The 24707-nt window shown below is 68.3% G+C and carries 12 protein-coding genes; 8 read left to right on the top strand and 4 right to left on the bottom strand.

Translation table 11 applies throughout. The features are described 5' to 3' along the window. A partial coding sequence (locus ACPEES_RS19455) for a hypothetical protein (protein ID WP_435105344.1) occupies positions 1-98 on the bottom strand: 98 nt, incomplete at its 3' end. 473 nt (positions 99-571) lie between these two features. Between ACPEES_RS19455 and ACPEES_RS19450 the strand changes: the two genes are divergently transcribed. From ACPEES_RS19450 to arcC, 8 genes are all read left to right on the top strand, one after another. Beyond that, the gene (locus tag ACPEES_RS19450; RefSeq protein WP_435105342.1) at positions 572-2011 is read left to right on the top strand and encodes a DUF3375 domain-containing protein; all 1440 of its coding nucleotides are present in this window, start codon (positions 572-574) and stop codon (positions 2009-2011) included. Positions 2012-2071: 60 nt separating this feature from the next. Continuing rightward, the gene (locus ACPEES_RS19445) at positions 2072-2683 is read left to right on the top strand and encodes a DUF4194 domain-containing protein (protein ID WP_435105339.1); all 612 of its coding nucleotides are present in this window, start codon (positions 2072-2074) and stop codon (positions 2681-2683) included. Then, positions 2680-6075 (top strand): ATP-binding protein, encoded by a 3396-nt coding sequence (locus ACPEES_RS19440; protein ID WP_435105337.1) that lies wholly within the window; start codon positions 2680-2682, stop codon positions 6073-6075. The genes ACPEES_RS19445 and ACPEES_RS19440 overlap by 4 nt, the downstream gene beginning before the upstream one ends. After that, complete coding sequence (locus ACPEES_RS19435) at positions 6072-7262, top strand: DUF3322 domain-containing protein (protein WP_435105335.1); 1191 nt, start codon at positions 6072-6074, stop codon at positions 7260-7262. Before ACPEES_RS19440 ends, ACPEES_RS19435 begins: the two co-directional genes overlap by 4 nt. A 401-nt stretch (positions 7263-7663) precedes the next feature. Further along, positions 7664-9112, top strand: a complete 1449-nt coding sequence (locus tag ACPEES_RS19430) for a YfcC family protein (protein ID WP_435105332.1) — start codon at positions 7664-7666, stop codon at positions 9110-9112. Positions 9113-9136: 24 nt separating this feature from the next. Continuing rightward, positions 9137-10366: an arginine deiminase gene (locus ACPEES_RS19425; RefSeq protein WP_435105330.1), complete on the top strand. Its 1230-nt coding sequence runs from the start codon at positions 9137-9139 to the stop codon at positions 10364-10366. A gap of 17 nt (positions 10367-10383) precedes the next feature. Beyond that, complete coding sequence (argF, locus tag ACPEES_RS19420; RefSeq protein WP_435105328.1) at positions 10384-11385, top strand: ornithine carbamoyltransferase; 1002 nt, start codon at positions 10384-10386, stop codon at positions 11383-11385. Between the two features lie 2 nt (positions 11386-11387). Then, the gene (gene arcC, locus ACPEES_RS19415; RefSeq protein WP_435105326.1) at positions 11388-12302 is read left to right on the top strand and encodes a carbamate kinase; all 915 of its coding nucleotides are present in this window, start codon (positions 11388-11390) and stop codon (positions 12300-12302) included. A gap of 287 nt (positions 12303-12589) precedes the next feature. Here the strand turns inward: arcC and ACPEES_RS19410 are convergent, their stop codons facing one another. From ACPEES_RS19410 to ACPEES_RS19400, 3 genes are all read right to left on the bottom strand, one after another. Continuing rightward, complete coding sequence (locus ACPEES_RS19410) at positions 12590-14812, bottom strand: esterase-like activity of phytase family protein (RefSeq protein WP_435105324.1); 2223 nt, start codon at positions 14810-14812, stop codon at positions 12590-12592. Between the two features lie 210 nt (positions 14813-15022). Further along, positions 15023-15475 (bottom strand): azurin, encoded by a 453-nt coding sequence (gene azu / locus ACPEES_RS19405; protein WP_435105321.1) that lies wholly within the window; start codon positions 15473-15475, stop codon positions 15023-15025. Between the two features lie 284 nt (positions 15476-15759). Beyond that, positions 15760-24492 (bottom strand): cadherin domain-containing protein, encoded by an 8733-nt coding sequence (locus ACPEES_RS19400; RefSeq protein WP_435105319.1) that lies wholly within the window; start codon positions 24490-24492, stop codon positions 15760-15762. Positions 24493-24707 lie beyond the last annotated feature (215 nt).

The following is a 24707-nucleotide window of genomic DNA, read 5'->3' as shown; positions in this document are numbered from 1 at the left end:
ATCCCCATGGGCGCGCCCGGATGCCCGGACTGGGCCCGCTGGACAGCGTCCATGGCCAGGGCGCGGATCGCGTTGGCGAGTTCACGGCGAGCAGGCATGCGGTGACGTCTCCCGGATTGGCTAGCGGCGGTTCCGCGGGCCGGCCTGGAGACAACCGGCCCGATCAGGCGCGTAATTCTCGCCAAGTTGGCCGATGTAGGCAAGCTAACCGCCCGACTACACGGGAAATTCGGTTGCGGGTGAAAGGGTTGCGTGGAAGCGAGGCGTGGCCGGGCATCGCGGGGCGTTCAGCGTGCGGCAGGCGACGGTACCGGCACTACCGGGCGACTATGTGATCAACGCCATCGAGTCCCCGCGTCCGCGGGGAACACGCTTAGCGTATGCGCCTGTTTTCAAAAAGCGAATCCGCAGACGCCGTGGCTACAGGCTCCCCGGGGAACGTAGCAGGGCCTCGTATCCGGCAACCATGGGGCGCCTGCCCTGGGGCAATGCACGCTCGGCGGTCGTGGACGGCGCTGGGCATTAACCAGCAGCTGCCCTACCATGGGCCGTCGGACACCCGGAAATCGCCATGGAATACGACCGCCTATCCATCCTGCGCCGATCCCATCCCGCTTGGCGGCTCCTGCTCGCCGATCACGCACCGCTTATCGCCAGTTTCCTCTACGCGACGTTCGTCGGATCCAACGTGCGTGCCCTCGCCGAGAGCGAACTGACGGCAAAGCTCGAGGATCAGCTCTACCACGTGCGCGCCGCCCACGGAGCGGATAGCTTCCCCAAGCCGGCGGCCGAGTATCTCGCCGATTGGGCGGCGGACGAGCGCGGCTGGCTGCGGCGCTACTACCCGGACGACAGCGACGAGGCCCATTTCGACCTGACGCCCGCGGCCGAGCGCGCCGTCGAATGGCTCGCCGGTCTGGACGCCGAGCAGCACTTCGTGGGTACGGAGTCGCGCCTGCTCACGGTCTTCGAGCTGCTGCGCGAGCTCGTCGAGGGCACGGAAACCGATCCCCAGGTGCGCATCGACGAGCTCGAACGACGCAAGGCCTCGATCGACGCGGAGATCGCGCGGGTGCGCGCCGGCGAGCTCGAGTTCATGGACGCCACCCGGGTACGCGAGCGTTTCCTGCAGATCGCCGATACCGCTCGCGGGCTGCTCGGCGACTTCCGGCAGGTCGAGCAGAATTTCCGCGACCTCGACCGCAGCGTGCGCGAACGCATCGCCACCTGGGAGGGCGGCAAGGGCGAGCTGCTCGAGGAAATCTTCGGCGAGCGCGACGCCATCGCCGACTCCGACCAGGGCAAGAGCTTCCGGGGGTTCTGGGATTTCCTCATGTCGCCGTCCCGCCAGGAGGAGCTGGGCGAGCGCCTGGACTATGCCCTGGGCCTGCCGGCAGTCCGCGAGCTCGAACCGGACCCGCGGCTGCGGCGCGTGCACTACGACTGGCTCGATGCCGGCGAGGTGGCGCAGCGCACCGTCGCGCGGCTGTCCGAGCAGCTGCGCCGCTATCTCGACGACCAGGCGTGGCTCGAAAACCGCCGGATCATGACGCTGCTGCGCGAGGTGGAGCATCACGCCCTGGCGGTACGCGAGCACCTGCCCAGGGGCACGTTCATGCACCTGGACGAGCCCGCGCCGCGGATGGAGCTGGCCATGGACCGGCCGCTGTACTCGCCGCCGTTGAAACCGGTCATCGAGCAGTCCGCCGTCGACGAAGGGGATGCCGACATCCCTACGGACGCCCTGTTCGAGCAGGTCTACGTGGACCGTGCCGCGCTCAGCGCACGCATCCGCCGGGCGCTGCAGACGCGCGATCAGATCACGCTGCCGGAGCTGCTCACCGAACACCCGCTCGAGCTCGGACTCGCGGAGCTGGTGACCTACCTCAGCCTCGCCGCCGACGACGAGGCTGCTGTGATCGACGACAACCGCCGAATCCCTGTCGAGTGGACGGACACCGACGGGCGCACCCGCCGCGCTCACGCGCCGCTTGTCATATTCGGCCGATAGGACGGCCAACGATCATTCGTGCGATGGACCGCCCGTCTTCACTGACAGACAATCGCAGCCATGGAACACGAAACCGCCGAACCCGCCCTCTCGCCAGTGGTCGTCAACCTGTGCAGGGGCGTCATCCACCAGGAGGACAACCCCTCGCTGTGGCAGGATCTGTTGCGCCTGCAGGCACGGGTGCGCGACTACATCGCGGTGCTCGGGCTCGAGCTGGTGCTCGACGAGTCCGAAGGCTACGCCTATCTGCGTCAGCGCGATGACGATAACACCGGCGAAACACCGCCACCGCGTCTGGTGCCCCGCCGGCAACTGAGCTACCCGGTGAGCCTGTTGCTCGCATTGCTGCGCAAGAAGCTCGCCGAGCACGACGCCACCGGCGGCGATTCACGGCTGATCGTCACCCGCGAGCAGATCGTCGACATGATCCGGCTCTTCCTGCCGGAGACCGCCAACGAGGCACGGCTGATGGACCGCATCGACAATCACATCAACCGCACCGTGGAGCTGGGCTTTCTGCGCCGGCTGCGCGGCGATGCCCAGCGTTTCGAGGTGCGCCGTATCCTGAAGGCCTTCGTCGACGCCCAGTGGCTCGGTGAACTGGAGACCAACCTGCGCAACTATCGCGAGCTTATCGACGGCAGCGACGGCGGGGAGGCACACGAGGCATGAGCGCCACAGCCCAGAGCGGTCTGCTGGATTTCGCCCCCAGCGACGAGCGCGCCGGATTCCGCCTGCAGCGCCTGGAGGTGCTCAACTGGGGCACGTTCGACCGTCAGGTCTGGACGCTCGAGGCCGGCGGCGACAATACGCTGCTCACCGGGGATATCGGCTCCGGCAAGTCGACGCTGGTGGATGCCGTCACCACGTTGCTCGTCCCCGCCCAGCGGATCACGTACAACAAGGCCGCCGGTGCCGAGGCCCGCGAGCGCAGCCTGCGCTCCTACGTGCTCGGCCACTACAAGAGCGAGCGCAGCGACGAGGGGCTGGCCGCGCAGTCGGTGGCACTGCGCGACTACAACAGCTACAGCGTACTGCTCGCGCACTTCTACAACGAGGGCTTCGATCAGCACGTCACCCTCGCCCAGGTGTTCTGGATGAAGGAGACGCGCGGCCAGCCGGCGCGCTTCTACGTGGTCGCCGACGGGGCGCTGACCATCGCCCGTGACTTCGCCGACTTCGGCCGCGACCTCAAGAACCTGCGCAAGCGCCTGCGTGACAGCGACCACGTGGAGCTCCACGACAGTTTCCCGCCCTACGGCGCGGCCTTTCGGCGGCGCTTTGGCATCGACACCGAACAAGCGCTGGAGCTATTCAACCAGACCGTGTCCATGAAGTCCGTGGGCAACCTCACGGAGTTCGTGCGCGCGCACATGCTCGAGGCCTTCCCGGTGGAAGCCCGCATCGAACAGCTCATCAACCACTTCAACGATCTCTACCGCGCGCACGAGGCAGTGGTCCGGGCACGCCGGCAGATCGAGGCGCTGACGCCGCTGGTAGCCGACGCCGACGCCCACGCCGAGAGCACCGCGAAAACGCAGACCCTGACGGCCTGCCGCGAGGCGCTCAGCCCGTGGTTCGCGGAGTTGAAAGCCGAGCTCCTGGAGCAGCGGCTCGCCAACCTGGACAGCGAACACCACCGCCTTGGCGCGCGTATCGATGCGCTCACGGGCAACCGCGGCGAGCAGCAGGGCGAGCGCGACCGCCTGCGCCAGGCCATCGCCGAGCACGGCGGCGACCGCATCGAAGAGCTCAAGGCGGCGATCGAACGCACCCGCGCCGAGCGCGACGAGCGCCACGGCTACGCCCGCCGGTACAACGCCGTCGCCGCCGCGCTGGAACTCCCCGAAGCGCATGACGCCGACACCTTCCTCGCGAACCGGGAAGCGCTCAGCACACGCCGCGAAGCACTCGAATCCGAACGCGACGCGGTCGAGGGCGAGCGCCGCGAGCACGAGGTCGCCTTCGCGAAGCTGCGCGAGCAACACACCGAGGTCACCACCGAGCTCGAATCCCTGCGCCAGCGACGCTCCAACCTGCCGAGCCGCATGCTCGCCATTCGCGAGGCGCTGTGCGAGGCCCTGTCACTGGATGAGGCCGATCTGCCGTTCGCCGGCGAGCTCATCCAGGTCCGCGACGACGCCCGTGACTGGGAAGGCGCCATCGAGCGCCTGCTGCACGGCTTCGGCCTGTCGTTGCTGGTACCGGACAGCGCCTACGCCGAGGTAGCGCAATGGGTGGACCGCACGCACCTCGGCGGCCGGCTGGTCTACTACCGGGTGCGCGATGCCCGCCCGGCCCCGGTGGCGGACGTCGGCGCGGACTCGCTGGTCCGCCGGCTCACCATCAAGCCGGACTCCGGTTTCTACGCCTGGCTGGAAGCGGAGCTCGTGCGCCGCTTCGATTACACCTGCTGCACGGACATGGAGCGCTTCCGCCGCGAGGAGCGGGCGATCACCCGCAGCGGCCAGATCAAGTCCGGTGGCATGCGCCACGAGAAGGACGACCGTCACCGCATCGACGACCGCTCGCGCTACATTCTCGGGTGGAGCAACGAGGCCAAGATCGCGGCGCTGGAGAAGCAGGCCGAAGATCTCGCCAGCCGCATGGCCGATCTCGGGCAATCCATCGGCCGCTGCCAGCAACGACTCACCGGGATCGGGGAGCAGCTGGAGAGTGTCGGCAAGCTCTCCGTGTTCGAGCGTTTCGAGCAACTAGACTGGCGCCCGCTCGCAAGCCGCATCGAGGCACTGGAATCCGAGCGCGCGCAGCTCGAGGCCGCGTCCGACCAGCTGCGGGTGCTCCAGGAGCAGCTCACCGCCCTCGAGGCCCGGCTAGCGGAAACCGATGCCGCGCTCGACGAGCACAAGAGGCTGCGCGCCAAGGCCGAGCAAAAGCGCGAGAACGCCGTCGAGGCGCTCGATGCCGCGCGGGAGCAGCGCGACGGTGCCAGCGAGGAAACCCGCACGAACATCTTCCCGCAGCTCGCGGCCATGCGCGAAGACGCTCTCGGGGAACGCACGCTGACCGTGGAATCCTGCGACAACCGCGAACGCGACATGCGCGGGTGGCTGCAGGCACGCATCGACGCCGAGCTCAAGCACGGCGAACGCGTGCGCGACCGCGTCATCTCGGCCATGCAGCGATTCCTGCGGGACTACCCCACGGATGCCGCCGAGATGGACGCCAGCCTCGATGCCGCCGGCGACTTCCGCGCCTTGCTGGAACGGTTGCGCAGCGACGACCTGCCGCGCTTCGAGGCGCGTTTCCGCGCGCTGCTCAAGGAAAACGCCGTGCGCGAGATCGCGGCGTTCAACACCCAGCTCAACAACCAGCGCCAGACCATTCAGGAGCGCATCGACACCATCAACCGCTCGCTGCACGACATCGACTACAACCCGGGGCGCTACATCCATCTCGTCGCCGAGCCCGCCACGGATGCCGAGATCCGCGACTTCCGCCAGGAGCTGCGTGCCTGCACCGAGCACGCCGTCGGCGCCGAGGAGGAAAGCGACGAACAGGCCGAAGCGCGGTTTCTCCAGGTCAAGGCCATCATCGAGCGCTTTCAGGGCCGCGAGGGCACCACCGAGCTCGACCGGCGATGGACACGCAAGGTCACCGACGTGCGCAACTGGTTCACCTTTTCCGCCTCCGAGCGCTGGCGCGAGGACGACGCCGAATACGAGCACTACACCGACTCCGGCGGCAAGTCCGGCGGTCAGAAGGAGAAGCTCGCCTACACCGTGCTCGCCGCGAGCCTCGCCTACCAGTTCGGCCTGGAGTGGGGCGAGACCCGCTCGCGCTCGTTCCGCTTCGTGGTCATCGACGAAGCCTTCGGCCGCGGCTCGGATGAATCGGCACGCTACGGGCTGGCGCTATTCAAGCGGCTCAACCTGCAGCTGCTGGTGATCACACCACTGCAGAAGATCCACATCATCGAGCCCTACGTGGCGAGCGTGGGCTTCGTGCACAACGAGGGCGGACGCCGCTCGCTGCTGCGCAACCTCAGCATCGAGGAATACCGCGCCGAGCGCGAGGCCCGTCAGCGCCGCGCCGGCGGATGAGCTGGAGCGACGGCGGGCGCGTGCGCCGCACCCTGCGGCGGCACTGGGACCGCGGCGAGCTGCTCGCCGCCCGCCTGCGCGGCGAGTCACTGTTTCCGTTGCGCATCCCCTGCCGCGGGCCGACCGCCCGCGAGCTCGGCGCCGAGTTCGAGGCCGTCGGCGAGTGGGTGGCGCGGCTGCGCGCCGACAGTCGCGAACGCCGGGACTACGGCTTCGACATCGAGTGGCGGCGAACCAACCACCGCACCCTCGGCGCCAACGACCTGCCCGCCGCCTTCATCGTGCCCACCGAAGCCGACGCCCTGCGCCTGCTCGGCGAGACCCGCGCGGCGGAACGCTTCGACGCTCTCGCCGCCGGAACCCTGGCGCGGCTACCGGCACTGCGGGAGTGGCTCATTGCGCGCCCACTCACCGCGCTCGAACATGCCGAAGACTGGCCACGGATACTCGCCGTGCTCGAGTGGTTCCGCGCGCACCCCCGACCCGGCCGCTACCTGCGCGCCCTGGACATCCCGGGCGTGGACACCAAATTCATCGAGGCCCGCCGCGGGCTGCTCGGCGAGCTACTGGACAGTGTCCTGCCCGCCGACGCCATCGACGCAAACGCCACAGGCAAGCGCGGCTTCAACCGCCGCTACGGACTGCGCGACAAGCCTGCCCGGGTACGCTTCCGCCTGCTCGACCCGGCCCTCGCCATCCACGGCCTCACCGACCTCACCGTGCCCGGTACCGAGCTCGCACGCCTGAGGCTCCCGGTGCGACAGGTATTCATCACCGAGAACGAGATCAACGGCCTCACCTTCCCGGCCGTGGCCGGCGGCATGGTGATCTTCGGCCTGGGCTACAGCCTCGAGCAACTCGCCGACATCCCGTGGCTGCGCGAAGCGCCGGTGTGGTACTGGGGCGACATCGACACCCACGGCTTCGCCATGCTCGACCGGCTGCGCGCACACCTGCCGCATGCGCATTCGCTGCTCATGGACCGCGCCACGCTCGACCGCCACCGCGACCTCTGCGTCGGAGAGCCCGCCGACAAGCGCCACCTCGGCACCCTCACCCGCCTCACCGGACGCGAGCAGGCACTGTTCGAGCAGCTCAAGGCCGATGTGCTCGGCGAACGGCTGCGCCTGGAACAAGAGCGCATCGCCTACGGCTGGGTCGAACAGTCCGTGGCCGCTATCGGCTGACAGTGTTGTTACTCAAGGTCGCGACACCGGCTGCACCCGGCGCGTAGCGTTCACGCGTTTCTTTGTCACCCAGATCACTCTCTCCCCGCGCGCTGCCGCAACACCAGCGCTCATCGCGCGTCGCAGACCGCCGTCTCCCAGAAGGAATCACGCTCCCAATCAACAGGGAACCTGAACCGCCTCGACTTTCCCGGAGTCCCGCGCTTGTTCCGCAGCCATGCGGTGTTCCCCGCAGGAGCGCACAGCCACATCATGAAGTCATCGGTAGATTGCTAACAACTTGACGCGCATCAACGTGGACAGGCGCTCGTCCGGCCTAGTGTTGGCTTCGAATGCACGACGTCCTGCGGCTTCCACAACGGTTACGGCGCAGCACGAGCGTCGCAACAAGGAGATGTGCCGTGTCTGCCGACTCCAGGCCCCAGGCGCAGAAGGATCCGGATCTCGCCACCCGTTTCCCGACCGCCTACACCGTTTTGTTCCTCCTCATCGTTTTCGTCGCCGCACTCACCTGGATCATCCCCACGGGCGAATACGAACGAACGATGAACGAGGCCGTCGGCCGGGAAGTCGCCGTCCCCGGCACTTACCAGGCTGTCGAACCGAACCCGCAGGGCTTCGTCGACGTCATGCTGGCGCCCATCGCCGGCTTCTATGACCCGGACAGCTATGCGGCGAACGCCATTGACGTGGCGCTGTTCGTGCTGTTCCTGGGGGGATTTCTCGGGGTCGTCAACGGCACCGGCGCCGTCGACACCGGCATACGCGAAGCCATGCGCAAGCTCGAGGGCCACGAGATATGGATGATCCCCATACTCATGACCCTGTTCGCCATCGGCGGCACGACGTACGGCATGGCCGAGGAGACACTCGCCTTCTACAGCATCCTGCTCCCGGTCATGCTCACCGCGGGTTACGACACGATCACGGCGGTCGCCGTCATCCTGATCGGCGCCGGCATCGGCGTGCTTGGCTCGACCATCAACCCGTTCGCGACCGTGATCGCCGCCAACGCGGCCTCGATCCCGTTCACGAAGGGCATCGTGCTGCGTTTCGTCATCCTGCTGGGCGGGCTGGCACTGTGCATCGGCTACGTGATGGCCTATGCACAGCGCGTGAAAACCGACCCGTCGCGCTCCGTCGTTGCCAAGCAGCACGCCGCGCACAAGGCATACTTCCTCGGGGGTGACGACGAGCAGACCCACTCATCGACGCTCACCGCCACCCAGTCGATCGTCCTGGTGCTGTTCGGCCTCACCTTTGCCGTGATGATCTGGGGGGTATCCTCACAGGGCTGGTGGATGGCGCGAATGGGCGCGCTGTTCTTCGGCTCGGCGATCGTCATCGGCATCGTCGCCCGGATGGGCGAGAAGGAGCTCACGAGCCGTTTCGTCGACGGCGCCCGCGACCTGCTGGGCGTCGCCCTGGTAGTGGGTCTCGCGCGCGGAATCGTCGTCATCATGAACAAGGGCCTGATCGCCGACACGATCCTGCACAGCGCCGCGGCGTCACTGGGCGGCCTCGGCGAACTCGCCTTCATCAACCTGATGTTCTGGATCGAGGCGGCCATGAGTTTCTTCGTGCCGTCCTCCTCCGGGCTGGCGGTGCTGTCGATGCCGATCCTGGCGCCGCTCTCGGACTTCGCCGGGGTCGGTCGGGAACTCGTGGTCACCGCCTACCAGTCCGCGAGCGGACTCGTGAATCTGATCAACCCGACCTTCGCCGTGGTGATCGGCGGCCTCACCATCGGGCGCGTGCCCTATCACCGCTGGATCGCCTTCATCTGGCCGCTGCTGCTGTTACTCACGATCTTCATCACGATCGCACTCAGCGTCGGCACGATGATCTAGGCCCTCACCGAAAAGGAAATCGATATGCCCGCACCGACTCTCGGCGTTCACTCGGAAACCGGCACGCTCCGGCAGGTCGTCGTGTGCCGCCCGGGCCTCGCCCATCGCCGCCTGACGCCCTCGAACTGCGACGAGCTGCTCTTCGACGACGTCTTCTGGGTCAAGCAGGCACAGAAGGATCACGACGTCTTCTCCAGCACCATGCGTGACGAGGGAATCGAGGTCCTCGACGTCAACGACCTGCTCGCGGAGACCCTCGACATCCCCGAGGCGCGGACATGGGTGCTCGATCACCGCGTCACCGTCGACCACATCGGCGTCGGTGCACTCTCCGAGCTGCGCGCGTGGTTCGACGAGCTGCCGAGCACCCGGCTCGCCGAACACCTACTCGGCGGGCTCACGGTCGACGAGGTGCCGTTCGAGCTGACGGGGCTGTTCGGCAATTACCTCGGTCATCACGGATTCATCCTGCCGCCACTGCCCAACGCGTTGTTCACCCGGGACAACAGCGCCTGGATCTACGATGGCGTGACGGTGAACCCGATGTACTGGGCGGCCCGCCGCCCGGAGACGCTGATCAACACGGCGATCTACCGGTATCACCCGACCTTCGCCGGCAGGGTGAACATCCACTGGGGCGACCCGACGCGCGAGCACGGGCTGGCGACCCTGGAGGGCGGCGACATAATGCCGGTGGGCGACGCCACCGTGCTCGTGGGCATGGGCGAGCGCTCCTCGCCGCAGGCAGTGGGCCAGCTCGCGATCTCGCTGTTCGCCTCCGGGACGGCACAGCGCGTGCTGGCCTTCAAGATCCCGCGCTCGCGGGCATCGATGCACCTGGACACGATCTTCACGCTGTGCGGCGGCGACGTGGTCACCACCTTCAAGGAGGTTGCCGACGAGCTCGTGTGCTACGACATCCGTCCGGGCGAGGGGGACAAGCCGCTCGACTTCCGCCACGATCCCAGGCCGATCTTCGAGATCGTCGCCGAGGTACTGGGCTACAAACGCCTCCAGATCGTACCGACCGGCGGCGAGACCGAGGAGGAACGCGCCCGTGAGCAGTGGAACGACGGCAACAACGTCCTGGCGCTGCGCCCGGGCGTGGTGATCGGCTACGACCGCAACGACGACACCAACGCCGCGCTGAAGGCGGCCGGCGTCGAGGTCCTGGCGATCCCCGGCGCCGAGCTCGGCCGCGGCCGCGGCGGCGGCCACTGCATGAGTTGCCCCACCGCGCGCGACCCGGCCTGAAAAGCGAGGACCGAACCATGGCATTCAACCTGAAGAACCGCCACTTCCTGACCCTGCGCGACTATTCGCAAAAGGAGATCGCCTTCCTCCTGAAGCTGGCCGCCGATCTCAAGACAGCGAAGTACGCCGGCACCGAGGTGGCGAACCTGCAGGGCAAGGACATCGCCCTGATTTTCGAGAAGAACTCCACACGCACCCGGGTGGGCTTCGAGGTCGCGGCCTACGACCAGGGCGCACGCGTCACCTACCTGGGGCCGACGGGCACCCACCTCGGCAGCAAGGAGTCTGTGAAGGACACCGCGCGGGTGCTCGGCCGCGTTTACGACGCGATCGAGTACCGCGGCTTCGGCCAGAAGGTCGTGCAAACGCTGGCGGCCCACGCGGGGGTGCCCGTCTACAATGGGCTGACCGACGAATTCCACCCTACGCAGATACTCGCCGATTTCCTGACCATGCAGGAACACGCCGAGAAACCGTTGCGCGAGGTTAGTTACGCCTTCCTCGGCGACGCCGGCAACAACATGGGCGACAGCCTGCTCATCGGCGGCGCCAAGATGGGCATGGACGTGCGGCTGTGCGCTCCGAAGGCGTGCTGGCCGGACGACGACATCCAGGCGGAGGCCCAGGCACTGGCCGCCGAGAGCGGTGCGCGCATCACCGTCACCGAGAGCGTGGACGAGGCGGTCGAGGGCGCGGACTTCATCTACACGGACGTGTGGCTGTCCATGGGCGAGCCGAAGGAGAAATGGGCCGAGCGCATCGAGCTGCTCTCGCCCTACCAGGTGACTACCGATGTCCTGCGCCGGACCGGCAACCCGCGGGTGCGTTTCATGCACTGCCTGCCGGCATTCCATAACACCGATACCACCGTCGGCGCGGATATCGAAAAGGAATTCGGCTTGAATGCGCTGGAGGTGACCGAGGAGGTATTCGAGAGCCCGGCCTCGATCGTCTTCGATCAGGCGGAGAATCGGATGCACACCATCAAGGCCGTTCTCGTGGCCACGCTGGGGAGCTGAGCATGCTGGTGGTTACGGCTCTGGGCGGCAATGCCCTGCTCGAACGCGGCGAGCCACTGACCGCGGAGGTCCAGCGCGCCAACGTTCGCCACGCCGCCGAGGCACTGGCCGGTATCGTCCGGGCGGGTCACGACCTCGTCGTCACCCACGGCAATGGGCCGCAGGTGGGCCTGCTCGCCCTGCAGGGTGCCGCCTACAAGCCGGACGAGGCCTATCCCCTGGACGTGCTCGGGGCCGAGACCGAGGGCATGATCGGCTACATGATCGAACAGGAGCTGGAGAACATCCTGGGTCACGACAGGCCGGTCGCGACGCTGCTGACGCAGGTCGTCGTCGACGGCCATGACCCCGCGTTCGCCAGACCGACCAAGTTCGTCGGGCCGGTCTACGACCGGGACGAGGCGGAAGCGCGCGCGCAGGCCGCCGGCTGGTCGATCGCCCCGGACGGCGACAAGTGGCGGCGCGTCGTGCCCTCGCCCAGGCCGGTAGAGATCCCCGACCTCCGCGTGCTGCAGCTGCTCCTGGACCAGAGGGTGATCGTGATCTGCACGGGCGGCGGCGGTATCCCCGTCGTCCGCCGAGAAGACGGCAGCCTGGTCGGCATCGAGGCCGTGATCGACAAGGACGCCGCCAGCGCCCTGCTTGCGCGGCAGCTCGGCGCGGACGCACTGCTGATGCTGACCGATGTCGACGGAGTCTACCGCGATTTCGGCGGGGCCGAGGCAAAGCGGCTCGACCGGCTCTCAACTGCCGAGGCGGGCGCGCTGGAGCTGGCGGAAGGCTCGATGGCCCCCAAGGTGCGCGCGGCCTGCGACTTTGCTGAGTCCGGCGGTATCGCCGGCATCGGGCGTCTCCGCGACGCCCTTTCCGTCCTCGAGGGCAAAGGCGGTACGCAAATCCACCGGGACAGGCGATAGCCAGCGGCTTTGGCGCATTGCCGTTCCTGCACCCTGGACCAGCCCCGCGTGTGCGGGGAACACGAGGACGCCCAGAAGATGCTGGGCCCCGAGTACGGTTCATCCCCGCGTGTGCGGGGAACACACTTTAGCGTATGCACCTGTTTTTAAAGAGCGAAACGGAACGCTTTTCAGCCACCGGGTTACGGGGAGGTTAGCAAGGGCGGGAATCGGGGCGCCATACGGCAGGTGATTTCCGGCGGATACGGCGCGTCGCCGTATCCGCCGGGCATGGGTCACCGTCGCTCTCAGAGGTCGTCGCGGGTGCCCACCTCGAGGAGCTGGGTCTCGCCGGGAGCGTCCTGGACGCCGTCGTTGTCGACGACGAGGTGCAGCACGCCGTCGCGGGTCAGGGCGAGGCCTTCGGGCTTGTCGGCGATCCAGCCGTTGCGCGCGCGCTGGCGCTCCAGCAGATCCACCGCGACGTGCTTGTCCACCACCGGCAGGTCCGCGCCGGCGGGGCGAGGCTCGACGTCGGCGAGGTCGATGGTGGTGAGCACCTTGTGCGCGGCGTAGGCACCGGGCTGGTTGTCCCGCTCGATGAGGGTGAAGCGTGAGCCGTCGACATGGGTGATCTCGGAGAGCCCCACCCAGCCGCCGCGCTCCGAGTGCGGTTCGTCCAACGGATAGTGAACGAAGGTCCAGGCGGCGGTCGCGGGGTCGTAGATGCCGAGCTTGGCGTGGTGGGCCGGATCGTCTTTCCAGGAGCGCTGGAAGGCGACGATCACGCGCTCGCCGTCCGCCGACGGCCAACTCGCCACGCCCTCGAAGCCGTTGCCGATGGCCTGTGCCTGCACCGCCACCGGCAGCGCTATCTCCCGGCGCACGCGGCCTTCACTGTCCGCCTCGATGAGCAGGTTGCGCACGCCCTCCTCCGGATCGCCCTCGGAGACGAGCCAGAAGCCGCCGCCCTCGCGCCGGGCGATGCCTTCCAGGTCGTAGGCGGCGGGCTCACCGTCGCGGGTGAGCGTACGGTAGCCGGTGATGCGGGCGGGCTCAGCATTGAGGTCGAGGGTGTAGATTCGTGACTCGCCGTAGAAGTTGTCGTTCACGGCGTAGGCCGTGCCCGGATCGCGGGCGTCGGCGACCATGCCGGACAGGGCCCCCCAGCCGATAGGCGTGCCGGTGGCGTCCTCAGTCCCGGCGACCAGCATGGGGTAGGCCGGCCGATCCGCCGAGCGCTCGAAGACCTGAACGGTGGCGCGCACGCCCTCCTCCGGCATGTCCTCTTCGGTGGCGACCACGAGCAGACCGCGTCCGGGGATGGCGACGGTGCCCTCCGGCCCCACGCTGGTGGGCAGCATCTGGCGGTAGCTGGGCGCGGTGCCCGGTCCGTTGTCGCGATAGACGCCGACGAAGTTGGCGCGCTCGGCGTTGACGAAGACGAGCCGCTCATCGCCGAAGCTCGCGATCTCCACGCCCTCGGGCTCGACGCCTTTCTTCGCCGCCCGCGCGAGGGGGTAGTGCCCGGTGCGCATGGCGAGATGCTCCATGCGCGCGCCGGCGGTGTAGGCGATGGTGCCGTCGCGGCGGAAGACGGTGAACCCGCGGGACCCGCCGCGATAGTCGCCTTCGTCAGCGGTGACGAATCGCTCGTTGTCCAGCCAGCGCACGGCATCGGGCTCGCGGCGCAGGCCGGCGGGCGCGTTCACACCGGCAATCACACCGTCGTCGTTGGCGTCCACGTCCGCGAGCCCGGCAGTGCCGGCGGAGAAGTCGGTGACGATCTCCCGGCTCTCCAGGTCGACGATGACCAGGTGGTTATTCTCCTGGAGGGTCACCACCGCCTCGTTGGCAGCGTTGATATCCACGAACTCCGGCTCTGGGTCCGTCGGTGCCACCGCGGCGAGGCCGGCGAGGTCCACGCGGTGCACGGAATCGCAATTGGCCGGCGTGCCGTCGCTGCCGAGCTCGAAGACCGCGAGCTCGCCGGCCGGCAACTGTGGCAGCGCGCCGCCGCGGTGGGTTTCGTCGCGTTCGTTTTCCAGCGCCACGGCGGCGTAGCGCCCGTCCGGGCTCACCGCGACGCTGTCGGGCTGCCCGCCCAGGGCACAGGTGGCAGTCACCTCCCGCGTCTCCAGCGAGATGGCCGCCAGGTGACCGTCCGGCTCGGTAAAGGACCCGGAAGTGTTCACGGCGACCAGGGCGTACGCGCCGGCAACGGCCGTAGACGTGGGTTCGCCGTCGAGGGCGATGCGGCCGTCACCGCGGGGACGGGCGGGGTCGGAGAGGTCGATGAACCCTACCGCTTCACCGGGGCTGTCGGTGTAGACAAGTATCCGGCCGTCGTCGGTGGCGGTGATGATCTCGGCGGCCGTCTCGGTCCGGGTGTCGGCGTCGCTCCCGAGATTTTCGTACACGGGGTAGGTCGCGACACGCTCGAAGTAAGCGCCGGCTTGCGCATGGGCAACAGCGCTGCCGGCCAGCAACGTCAGGCCGAGCGCGCCGTGGACCAGCGATCGATACGTCATGGGCTGCTCCTGCACGGGTGAATGGTTGTTCTCGCCCGGCAGGGGCATTCCCCATCCGGCCGGGCACGGGATCGCGTGCGCCAAGCTACGGACGGAAGATTTCACGGGGATGTCCGCCGGTATCGTGCCCGGCAGCAAACACGACCACGCTCGAGCGAGATCGCGTCGAACGACAGACAACACGGCCGGGGCTGCACCCGGCCGCCGAAATCAGTCGACGAGGGTCAGCTCGCCGGTCATCACCGCCCAGTGCCCGGGGTAGGAGCAGAAGAAGGTGTAATCGCCGCCCTGCTCGAGCTGCGAAACATCGAAGGTAACGGACGTCTGCTCACCGCCGCCGATGAGATCGGTGGCAGCGATGACGCGCTCGTCGCCGGGCTCGAGGTAACCCTTCTCCAGACCGGCCGCAGCGCCGGCGTCAACCACCGCCTGCTTGTCGGCGGTTTCGGTGAGCACCCAGTTGTGGCCCATGGCTTCGCGGGAGAGGCTTCCCACGTGCTTCAGGGTCACCGTGAAAGTGTCGCACGCGCTGCTGACCTCGATGCGGTCGGTGTCGTACTGCATCGAGTCATTGGCCTCGACGGTGATCTCGCAGTCCGCGGCGAACGCCATGGGCGCGGCGAGCAGCAGGGCCAGCATGACGAGAAGTTGGCAATGGCGCATGTGGATACTCCTTGAGCGATACGGAAATGAAGGGACCATGCACAATGTACAGGATGCGCACAAAAATGCGAATACGTCGCATTACGGAGTTAAACAAAAATGAACCCTATTGGATACAGGTCGGTACACAGGCACCACACTCGAAGCGCCGGCGAGGCCGGGCGGCCCGTCGCCGTCTCGGCAATCGGGAATAGTCGCGTCCAGAAGGGCAGGCGCGGTGCGCGCCGGCGTCCGCCAGCGCACTGCCCGGACGGCGACGGGCCATGCCCCGTGGGCGGCTGCCGTTACCGCCAGCCGCCGCGCGCCGGTCTCCAGCGACCGGCGACGAGCATCAGCAGGAGCAGCACGAGCGCCGCCGGCCCGGCGGCACCACCACCGCCGCCATTGTCGTCGCCTGCCCCCCCTTCGTCCTCGTCGCCGCCCTCGCCGGCGGTCGTCGCCACGCCACCGGGGTCGCTCACCCGGCGGTCGGCCGCCCGGTCGGCGTCGTTTGGGCCGCCGTCCTCGAGGGTGAGGGCCACGCACCAGTGCCCGGCCGTGAGTCCCGGTGTGTAGGCCTCGTCGCCGGCCGGCGGGCAGTACCCCGCCTCGCCCGGCGCGGAGGCGAGGCGGTTGGCGTCGTCCTCCACGAAGGTGAACCAGCGCCCGCGCTCGTCGAGCTTGCGGTACACCGCCGCCTCGGGAATCGCCTCGCTCACCGGCAGGATCACCGTCACGCTCGACCCCGCCTCGGACAGGCCGCTCACCTCGAAGTCGAAGTAGCCGCCGACGTGCTGGCGCTCGTCCGGCTCGTAGCCGGCAACGTGATCGGCCAGCGCCGCCGTGTCCACGCCGATGTCGGCTACGTCCTCGCGGCGCGCCACCGTCCCGAGCCGCAGGCTGAGTCCCGGCTCCGTCTCGGCGAGATACCCGCTGCCCGACTCCCGCGCGGGGATGGCGTTCGCCGCGCGCCGCGGATCGCGATAGGCAGGGATGCCGTTGCCGTCCGCGTCCGCGATCCCCTCCTCGGCATCGCTCGCCCCGTCGCCGTCGCTGTCGCGCTCTCCCAGCGCCGGGGCACTGGCGATGAGCCGCAGGGTGAGGCGTGCCTTGCCCACGGCCGCCGGCGCGCCGGGGCGGTGCGCCTGCACCGCCACCTGGTAGAGCCCCGGTGACAGGCCCGCCGGGTCGAAGGCGAGCACGTGGTCCGTCGGGTCGCGGTCGACCAAGGCGGAGCTGGTCGCGCTCCAGTCGAAGCGCAGTTCATCGGCCTCCGCCCCGGCCGCCGAGGCGGTGACGGCGACGGTGCCGTCACCCTGCACGAGGGTGGTCCGCACCTCCCCTGCCTGGCGGGCCGCCAGCGCCACCGCCGGCGCCACCGGCGACTCGCGGAGGGTCACGGTGTGCGCGTGCTGCGGCGCGAGCGCCGCCCCCGACGGATCCGTCAGCGCCACGGTCAACGTCCGCGGCCCCTCGCCGTTGACGCCGTCGTCCACCACGGTCACCGGAATGCGCCCGGTCACGCCCGAGTCGATGACGAGCTCGCCGTCGAGGAGGTCGTGATCGCCGGGGGCGGTGGCGCTGCCGCTGACCCGGAAGGGGATGGTGACCGGGTACGCGGGGGCCTCGCCGTTGAGCGCGACGGTCAGCGCGAAGGTCTCGCCCTCGCTCACGTTGGCGGGCCCGGCGATGCCGGCGAGCGGCAGCACCTGGAGCACCTGCTCGGCGCTGCCGCGGTTGCCGGCGGCATCCTCGGCGAGCCAACGGATCACATGCCGCCCCGGGGCGAACCAGTCCGTGGCGGGCTCGCGACGCACGGGCACTGTGCCGTCCAGGGCGTCGTCGGCACTCGCCTCGCCCAACGCCGCCCGGGTGAAGAGCCCCGTCGCGGCGACCCGCCGGTCCGCCGGCGCCGTGACCACCGGCGCCTTGCTGTCGGCGTCGAGCGGTGTGCCCTGCTCGTACTCCTCGAGGTTGGTGAGGCCGTCGCCGTCGATGTCGCCGTCCGCGTCCGTGGGGTCATCCGGATCGAGCCCGGGTGTTTTCTCTTCGAACTCGTCCGGGATACCGTCGCCGTCGCGGTCGCCGTCTCCGCCGCCGCTGACCTCGATGGTGAACGGCCCGAGCACGTCGGTCTCACGGCCATCGCTCACCTGCAGCTCGATACCCCGGTAGATGCCCGCGTCGGTGTTTCCAGGGGTGCCGTACAGTATTCCCGCGTCAGTATCGAGGTTGAGCCACTCCGGGGCATTGTCGACCGTGAAGGTCAGCGCCCCGGGGGGATCGTCGACGTCGCTGGCCGTGGGGGTGAAGGCATAGCGCTCCCCCACCGACACGGTGCGCGGCGGCGCCCCCTCGATCGTCGGTGGGTCGTTGACGCCCGTTACCACGAGGTCGAATGCCGGCAGCGCCGCCGTCGCCTGGCCATCGCTCACGCTGATGACGACGTTTTCGGTGATGCCCACTGCCGCGTCGCCGGGCGTGCCCGTGAGCGCCCCGGTATCGGGGTCGAACGCGGCCCAGGCCGGCCGATTGTCGATGTTGAACGTCAGGGTGTCGCCGGCATCCACATCGGCCGCACTGGGGACGAAGGTGTAAAGCTCATCCTCGGCGACGCCGGTGGCGGGCGTTCCGTCAATGGTCGGAGCGTCATTGACGTTGGTAACGGTCAACGTGAATGGCCCGAGAGTAGCGCTGGCCCCGGCAGCGTCGGTGACCTCGATCGCGGCCCCGGCGTAGCTGCCCACGTCGGCGTTGCCCGGCGTGCCGGTCACCTCCCCGGTGGCCGGGTCCAGGCTCAGCCAGGGAGGCAGGTTGACGCCGCTGAAGGTGAGGCTGTCGCCGGTATCTTCGTCGCTCGCCGCCGGCGTGTACGCATAGGTATCGCCCTCGGCCACCGTCTTGGGCGGCGTGCCCGAGATAGTCGGCGCGTCGTTGGTATTGTTGACGGTGATGCTGAACGGCCCCAGGGCGTCCGTCCCCCCACGGCCATCCGCCACGGTTATCTCGATACCGGTGTACTCGCCCACGTCGGCATTTCCGGGCGTGCCGGTCAGCGCGCCCGTGGCGCTGTCGAACGCCACCCAGCCCGGCCGGTTGACGATGGTGAAGGTTGGCGTGTCGCCGCTGTCCGGGTCGTCGACCGAGGGAGTGAAGCTGTACGCGACGTCCTCGTCCACGGCGGTCGCTGGCGTGCCCGACAGACTCGGCGCGGTGTTGCCGATGGCCACGCCGCCCAGGACACTCACCTCGCCATCGGCTGCCCCGTCAACGTCATTAGGGCCGCCGTCCTCGACGGTGAGCCGCACACACCAATCGCCCTGCGACAGGCCATCCGTGTAGGCGGGGGCGTCCGGCGGCGGACAGTAACCCTGGACGCCCGGTGCCGAGGCCAGCGCGTTGGCGCCATCGGTGGTGAAGTTCCGCCAGTCGCCCGTTTCGCCGAACTGGCGGTAGACCGCATTCGCCGGCACGGCCTGGCGTTGAGGGATCACGACGCGCGCGGACTGGCCCGGCTGCAACAGCCTCCGGACGGTCAACGCGGCGTAGCCGCCCACGTTGTCGCGATTGTCACGCGGACCGAGAATGTCGGCGATGGCGCCTTCACTCACCTGCGCCCCGGCCTCATCTCGGTCGAAGGCCACGCGTCCGAGTGCCATGTCGAGGCCCGGCTCGGTCTCGATCACGTAGCCGGCGGGATCGGCGAGCGCTTCGTGGATCGCGCTCCGGTCCGGGAAGGGGTCGCGGTAGTCCGGCAGATTATCCGCATCACGATCCGGATAGCCCTCGGCGGCATCGTTGTCGGCCACCCCGTCCCCGTCCGCATCCCCGCCACCGAGCGCGGGTAAAGGATCCTGAACACGCAGCCTCAGGCGAGCGTGACCAGTCTCGGCCGGCGAGCCGTTGTCGGTGGCAGACACCTCGAACGTGTAAACGCCCGGCGCGAGGCCCGCCGGATCGAACTCGAACGTCGCCGGATCCGCGTCGTTGTTCAGGTCAACCGGCCCCGACGCACCCGCGTTCCAGGCGAAGCTCATATTGCCGGTGGCCGTCGCGTCGATCGTCTCGGCCGTCACGGTGACCGGGATAGCACCCGCCGAGCCGTCGACGACGACGGCCGGGTCGTTGCCGCCCTGCTCGGCGCTCAAGGACACGACAGGCGGTGTGTTCTCCTCCACGATGGTGATCGTCGCCTGCCTGCGGCCGGCCAGGACCGTATCGCCGCCCGTCCGGGTAAGCTCGATGACGAGGGTCTCCGGCCCTTCGCCCGCGCCTTCGTCGAGGACGTCCAAGCCGATGGTTCCGGAGGATCCGGCCAGGATCATGACCGTACCCGGCGCCCCCAGGCCGGCATAATCGCCGGGGTCGGCACTGCCTGTTCCCGCGACGTCGAAGTCAATGCGCGGTGTCGTGCCATCGATCGCGTCACCGTTCAGCTCGATGGGCAGCTCGATGGTCGTACCCTCCTGCACGGTCCGGTCGGGCCCGATGCCGACCCGGGGGCGAACTTCCACGATCTGGTCGTCGGTCACCGTCGCGCCATCGCTGTCGGTCACCGACCAGGTGAGCGTGTGCGTGCCCGGCCGCAGCCAGGCGGGCTGGCCCACGTTCGCCGGCTGGCCGTCCAGGGCCACGGGCTCGGGCTTGAGCGTACCGTCCTCGTCATCCTGGGCGATGGCCTGGGTCAGCGCTTCCAGATCCACGGCGGTGTAGAGGCCGGTGGCGTCCACGGCATCGGCGCCGGTCAAATCCTCGGGGGCCGTCAGCGTCGGCGTATCGGGCGCGTCCGTAACGGTGATCGTTACCGAAAGCGACGTGGAGGCGGTGCCGTCGGCGTCACGTGCCTCTATGGCGATCGTGTGGCCGGCAGCACTCTCGTAGTCGAGGGCTGCGGCATCGGCGACCGTGACCTGACCGCTGCCGTCGATGGCAAAGCGGCCGCCGGCATCGTCGGCAAGCGCATAGGTGACGGCCCCGCCCGCTGGGTCGGCAGCGTCCGCCGTGACACCCACCGGATCACCATTCGCCGCATCCTCGGCGATGGCATCGGCAGCGCCGTCCGTATCGGCCGGCTTCGCGGGCGGCTCGTCGGTGACGTCCACGGTGACCGTATCCGACGTCGTCTGTCCGCCGTCATCGGCCTCCAGAGTGAGGGCGAAGGATGCGCTGCTCTCGAAGTCGACCAGCGACGCATCGGCCACGGTGATTGCGCCGCTGTTGTCGACCGCGAAGACGCCGCCGCCGTTGCCGCCGGTAATGGCGTAGGTGACGCCCGCGTCCGCAGCGCCCGCGTCGCCGTCGTTGGCATCGACATCACCCACGGTCACACCGTTGGCGGCGGATTCGCTGACCGAGAATGGTCCACTCGCGGTGAACACTGGCGGGCTATCGACGTCGGTGACGGAGATGGTGAACGAGGCCGTGGGCGAGTCCCCCCCATCATCGTCGGTAGCCTGGACACTGATCGAATGCGATGTCGCGCTTTCGAAATCCAGCAGCGAACCGTCGGCAACCGTCACCACGCCCGTACCAGCGTTGATCTGGAATCGCCCGCCAGCGTCATCGGTCAACGCATAGCTGACGTTGCCACCACCGGGATCGGCGGCGTCGGCCGTGATGCCAACCGCGGTCCCGTTGACCGCATCTTCGGCCACAGCCCCCCCGTTGGTACCGTCGGCATCCACGGGCGCGGCGGGCGGTGCGTTGCTCACATTGACGGTCACGCTGGCAGTCGGGGCATTCGTGCCGTCATCAGCCTCGACTGTCAGGGTGAACGTTGGACTCGCATCGAAATCGACGGCCGACGCGTCGGCCACGGTGATTGCGCCGGAGGCTCCATCGATCGCGAAGGCACCGCCCGTGTTCCCGCCGACGATGGCGTAGGTCAGGTTCGCATCGGCGGTCCCGCCGTCGCCGTCGACCGCATCGACATCGCCCACGGCGGCACCGTTGCCTGCCGTCTCGTTCACCCCGAACGGACCCGTGCCCAGGAACACCGGAGGCTCATCGACATTCTGGATGTTCAGGGTGAACGCGGCGCTGTCGTCGGGCGTGCCGCCGACATTCGGGTCGTCGACCTCGACGGTGACCTGATAGGTATTCTTGGTCTCGAAATCCGCGGTACCGGTGAATGTCAGGTCACTGCTGTCGGTGGTGAAGACGCCCGCATCCGCGCCGCTCAGCGTGACATTGTTGTTGCTGCCCGGATCGCCGTCGTCGTCGACAGTGATCTGCGCCACGACAACGTCGCCGCCGTTGTTCTCCGCAATGGAGGCGGTGGTCTGGTCGAGGGAGATGCCTGGGGGATCGTTGTCGGGCTGAATGCTGATCGTTGCCGTCGCGGTCGCGGTGGCCCCTTCGTCATCCGTCGCCTCGACCGTCACCGTGCGGTCCGTCGTGTCCGGCGCGTCGCTATCGTTCTGGTAGCGGACGTTGGCCACTGTGTCTTCCAGGTCCGTCACCGAGCCACCGCTGCGGCTGAGCGTGAGGGTATCGCCGCTGCCAGCGCCGGTGACGACTCCCGCCAGGTCCGCCGCGTCGAGGTATAGCCGCTCGCCGGTGTCCCCCTGATTGTTGTCGAGCGTCAACGTCACCTGGTCGACGCTGCCTTCGATGTCGGTCAGCGAGACCGGTCCCGTCACCGTCACCCCGGCCAAGGCCCCATTACCCTGATCGCTGCTCTCGGAGAACGTGTCCGTTGCGCCGTTGCCGCCGGCCCCCGTGTCCAGATCCATGATCGGGGCCGAGTTCTGTCGCACCAGCGACAGGTTGTCGAACGCAGCCTCGGTGTAGGTCGTGCCACCACCCGCCTCCTCGGCCATCAGCCGCACGCGAATGGTTGTCGTACCGGCGGGCGCCGCCCGCGTATCCGACACGGCGGTGAAGCTGCCGCCGGTATCCACATACCCCGTGTCGAAGCTCTCGAGCACCGATCCACTGTCACGATACTCGACGATCACCCGGGCCCGATCCGGGCTCAGGGTCTTCATGTCGCCGGTGAACGCGTAGCTCGACCCGCCCGTGACCTCACCACCCGTGATATCCTGTCGCAGCTCGAACACCGACCCCGAGGCCGGGTTCGCGACCTCGATCAGGAACGCATTCGCGCCTTCGGTCTGCCCGAGGTCGTCCAGAGAAATCCAGTTGTTATCGTCACCTTCGGCGGTCTGCTCGGGGACTTCGTTCCAGTCGGCCGGATCGTTCCCGGTCGAGTCGTCGTCGTCGAGCACGGTGTTCTCCCCGCCAGGGTTGAGCAGCAGGTTGTTGCCCGTGGCCGACTCGATCTCGAGCGTCACGGTCCCGTCGCTCTGCGCGCTGCCATTGGCCAGACGATAGTCGAACGTATACGTACCCGTCGTGTCCGGACTCGCCAGCTCGAACGAGCCGTCGGAGCCGACGGTGAGTGTGCCCCCGGCGAGCGTGGCAGTGCTGCCGGCAGCATGGTCGGTGACGCTGCCCCCGAGGTCACCGCTGCCGAAGCTCGCGATGGTGCCTTCCGGGTCACCGAGACTGTCGTTCGTCAGCAGACCCGGCGCGACGCGGCTCAACGTCGTGAACGCCGACATCGCATAAGGCCCGTCGTCAGCCGTGTTCAGCGGTGCGGTCGACGCATACAGGCGAACATCGTCGAAGAAGGCATCCGTGTAGTCGGAACTATCGTCGGTGCCGCCCACCTCCCGGCCCATGAGACGTACCCGAACCCCTGCCGTATCGGCCGGCGCGATCCGGGTGTCCGTGACCTCGGCAAATGCGCCCCCCGTCGTCTGATAGCCGCTGTCGAAGCTCTCCAGGACGTTGCCCGCACTGTCGCGGTACTCGACAACGAGGCGCGCCTCGTCCGAGCCCTTCGTCTTGACGTCGGCCGTGACCGTGAGCTCGGCACCGGCCGTGACCGCCCCGCCGCTGGCCTGCTGGTGCAGATCGAACACGGTGCCATTGGCTGGGTTCCCCGTCTCGATGGTGAACGCGTTCGTGCCATCGGTGGCGCCCTCACCGTCGAACGGTTGCCAGTTGTTGTCCTCTCCTGTACCTGTCTGGTTCGGCTCCTCCACCCAGTCGGCGATGTCGGTCGCGCTGTCGGAATCATGGTCGTCGGTCTCGCCGTTCTCAGCGCTCGGATTGAGCAGCAGATTGTTCGGCTCGACGACGATGGTCACGGTCCCGTCGTCCTGGGCGCTGCCGTTCGACAAGCGATAGTCGAAGGTATAGGTGCCGGGCTCGGACGGAGCGTTCGCGAGGCTGAAGCTCCCGTCCGCGTTCACCGTCAGCGTGCCGCCTGCGAGGCTCACCGAGTTGCCCGCCGTGTGATCGGTGACACTCCCGCCGAGGTCGCCGCCGCCATAGCTCGCAATATCGCCCGCGGGGTCTCCCAACGCGTCGTTGTCGAGCAGACCGGGGGCCGGCGCACTCAAGTCGGCGGGCACCTCCACCGTATAGGGGCCGTCGTCCGAAGCGGTCAGCGGCGGGCTGGCCGCCGTCAGGCTCACGTCATCGAAAAAGGCATCCGTGAATGAGCTCGTGCCCCCCTGCTCGCGGGCCTGAAGTCGGATGCGGATCACTTGGGTGCCACTTGGCGCGACGCGTGTGTCGCTCACTGTGCCGTAGGTCGTGCCGGTGGCATCGAAGAAGCCGGAATCGAACGTCTCGAGCACGGTGCCCGCACCGTCACGGTATTCCACGAGCACACGAGCGTCGTCCGGGCTTATGGTCTTCGCGCGCGCCGAAAAGCTGAATTCGACGCCCCCCTGAACCGCACCGCCGGAGACGTCCTGTTGAAGGTTGAACACGGTCCCGGCGATCGGGCTGGCAGAGGTGGGTGCGAAGACATCGAAGCCCTCGGGGACCGTATCGGTATAGGGGGATTCGTGGTAGGCGATCCAGTCGTTGTCATCCCCGTTTACCTGCGCCGGCGTCTGGTCCCACCCCGTGACGTCGTTTTCAGCGCCGGGATTCGTCACTAGATTCGCGGCTGCCAGCGCCGGGAAGACCAACAATAGCAGCAACGCACCGAGTCGGGAGATCGTCGGCTTCCGCGACAAGTGATCGCGGGTAGCCTTGCGACCCGGTGCCACCGCCGGATGGGAAGGGATGACCGAAGGCAGGACAACACCGCGGTTGCCCTGATGCGCTACAGGCCGACTATACGTGCCCGCAGGCGCGGACTGCGCATGGGAATACAACGGATGATCGTGCATGATGCCCCTGCGGCACGGCTAACAGCACACCCCCGCGCGCCCGAATCGGGCCTCGTCGA

The sequence above is a fragment of the Arhodomonas sp. AD133 genome, assembly GCF_051195215.1.
Classification (GTDB): domain Bacteria; phylum Pseudomonadota; class Gammaproteobacteria; order Nitrococcales; family Nitrococcaceae; genus Arhodomonas.
The sequence above is the reverse complement of the archived record's forward strand: the minus strand, read 5'-3'. Positions and strand labels throughout refer to the sequence as shown.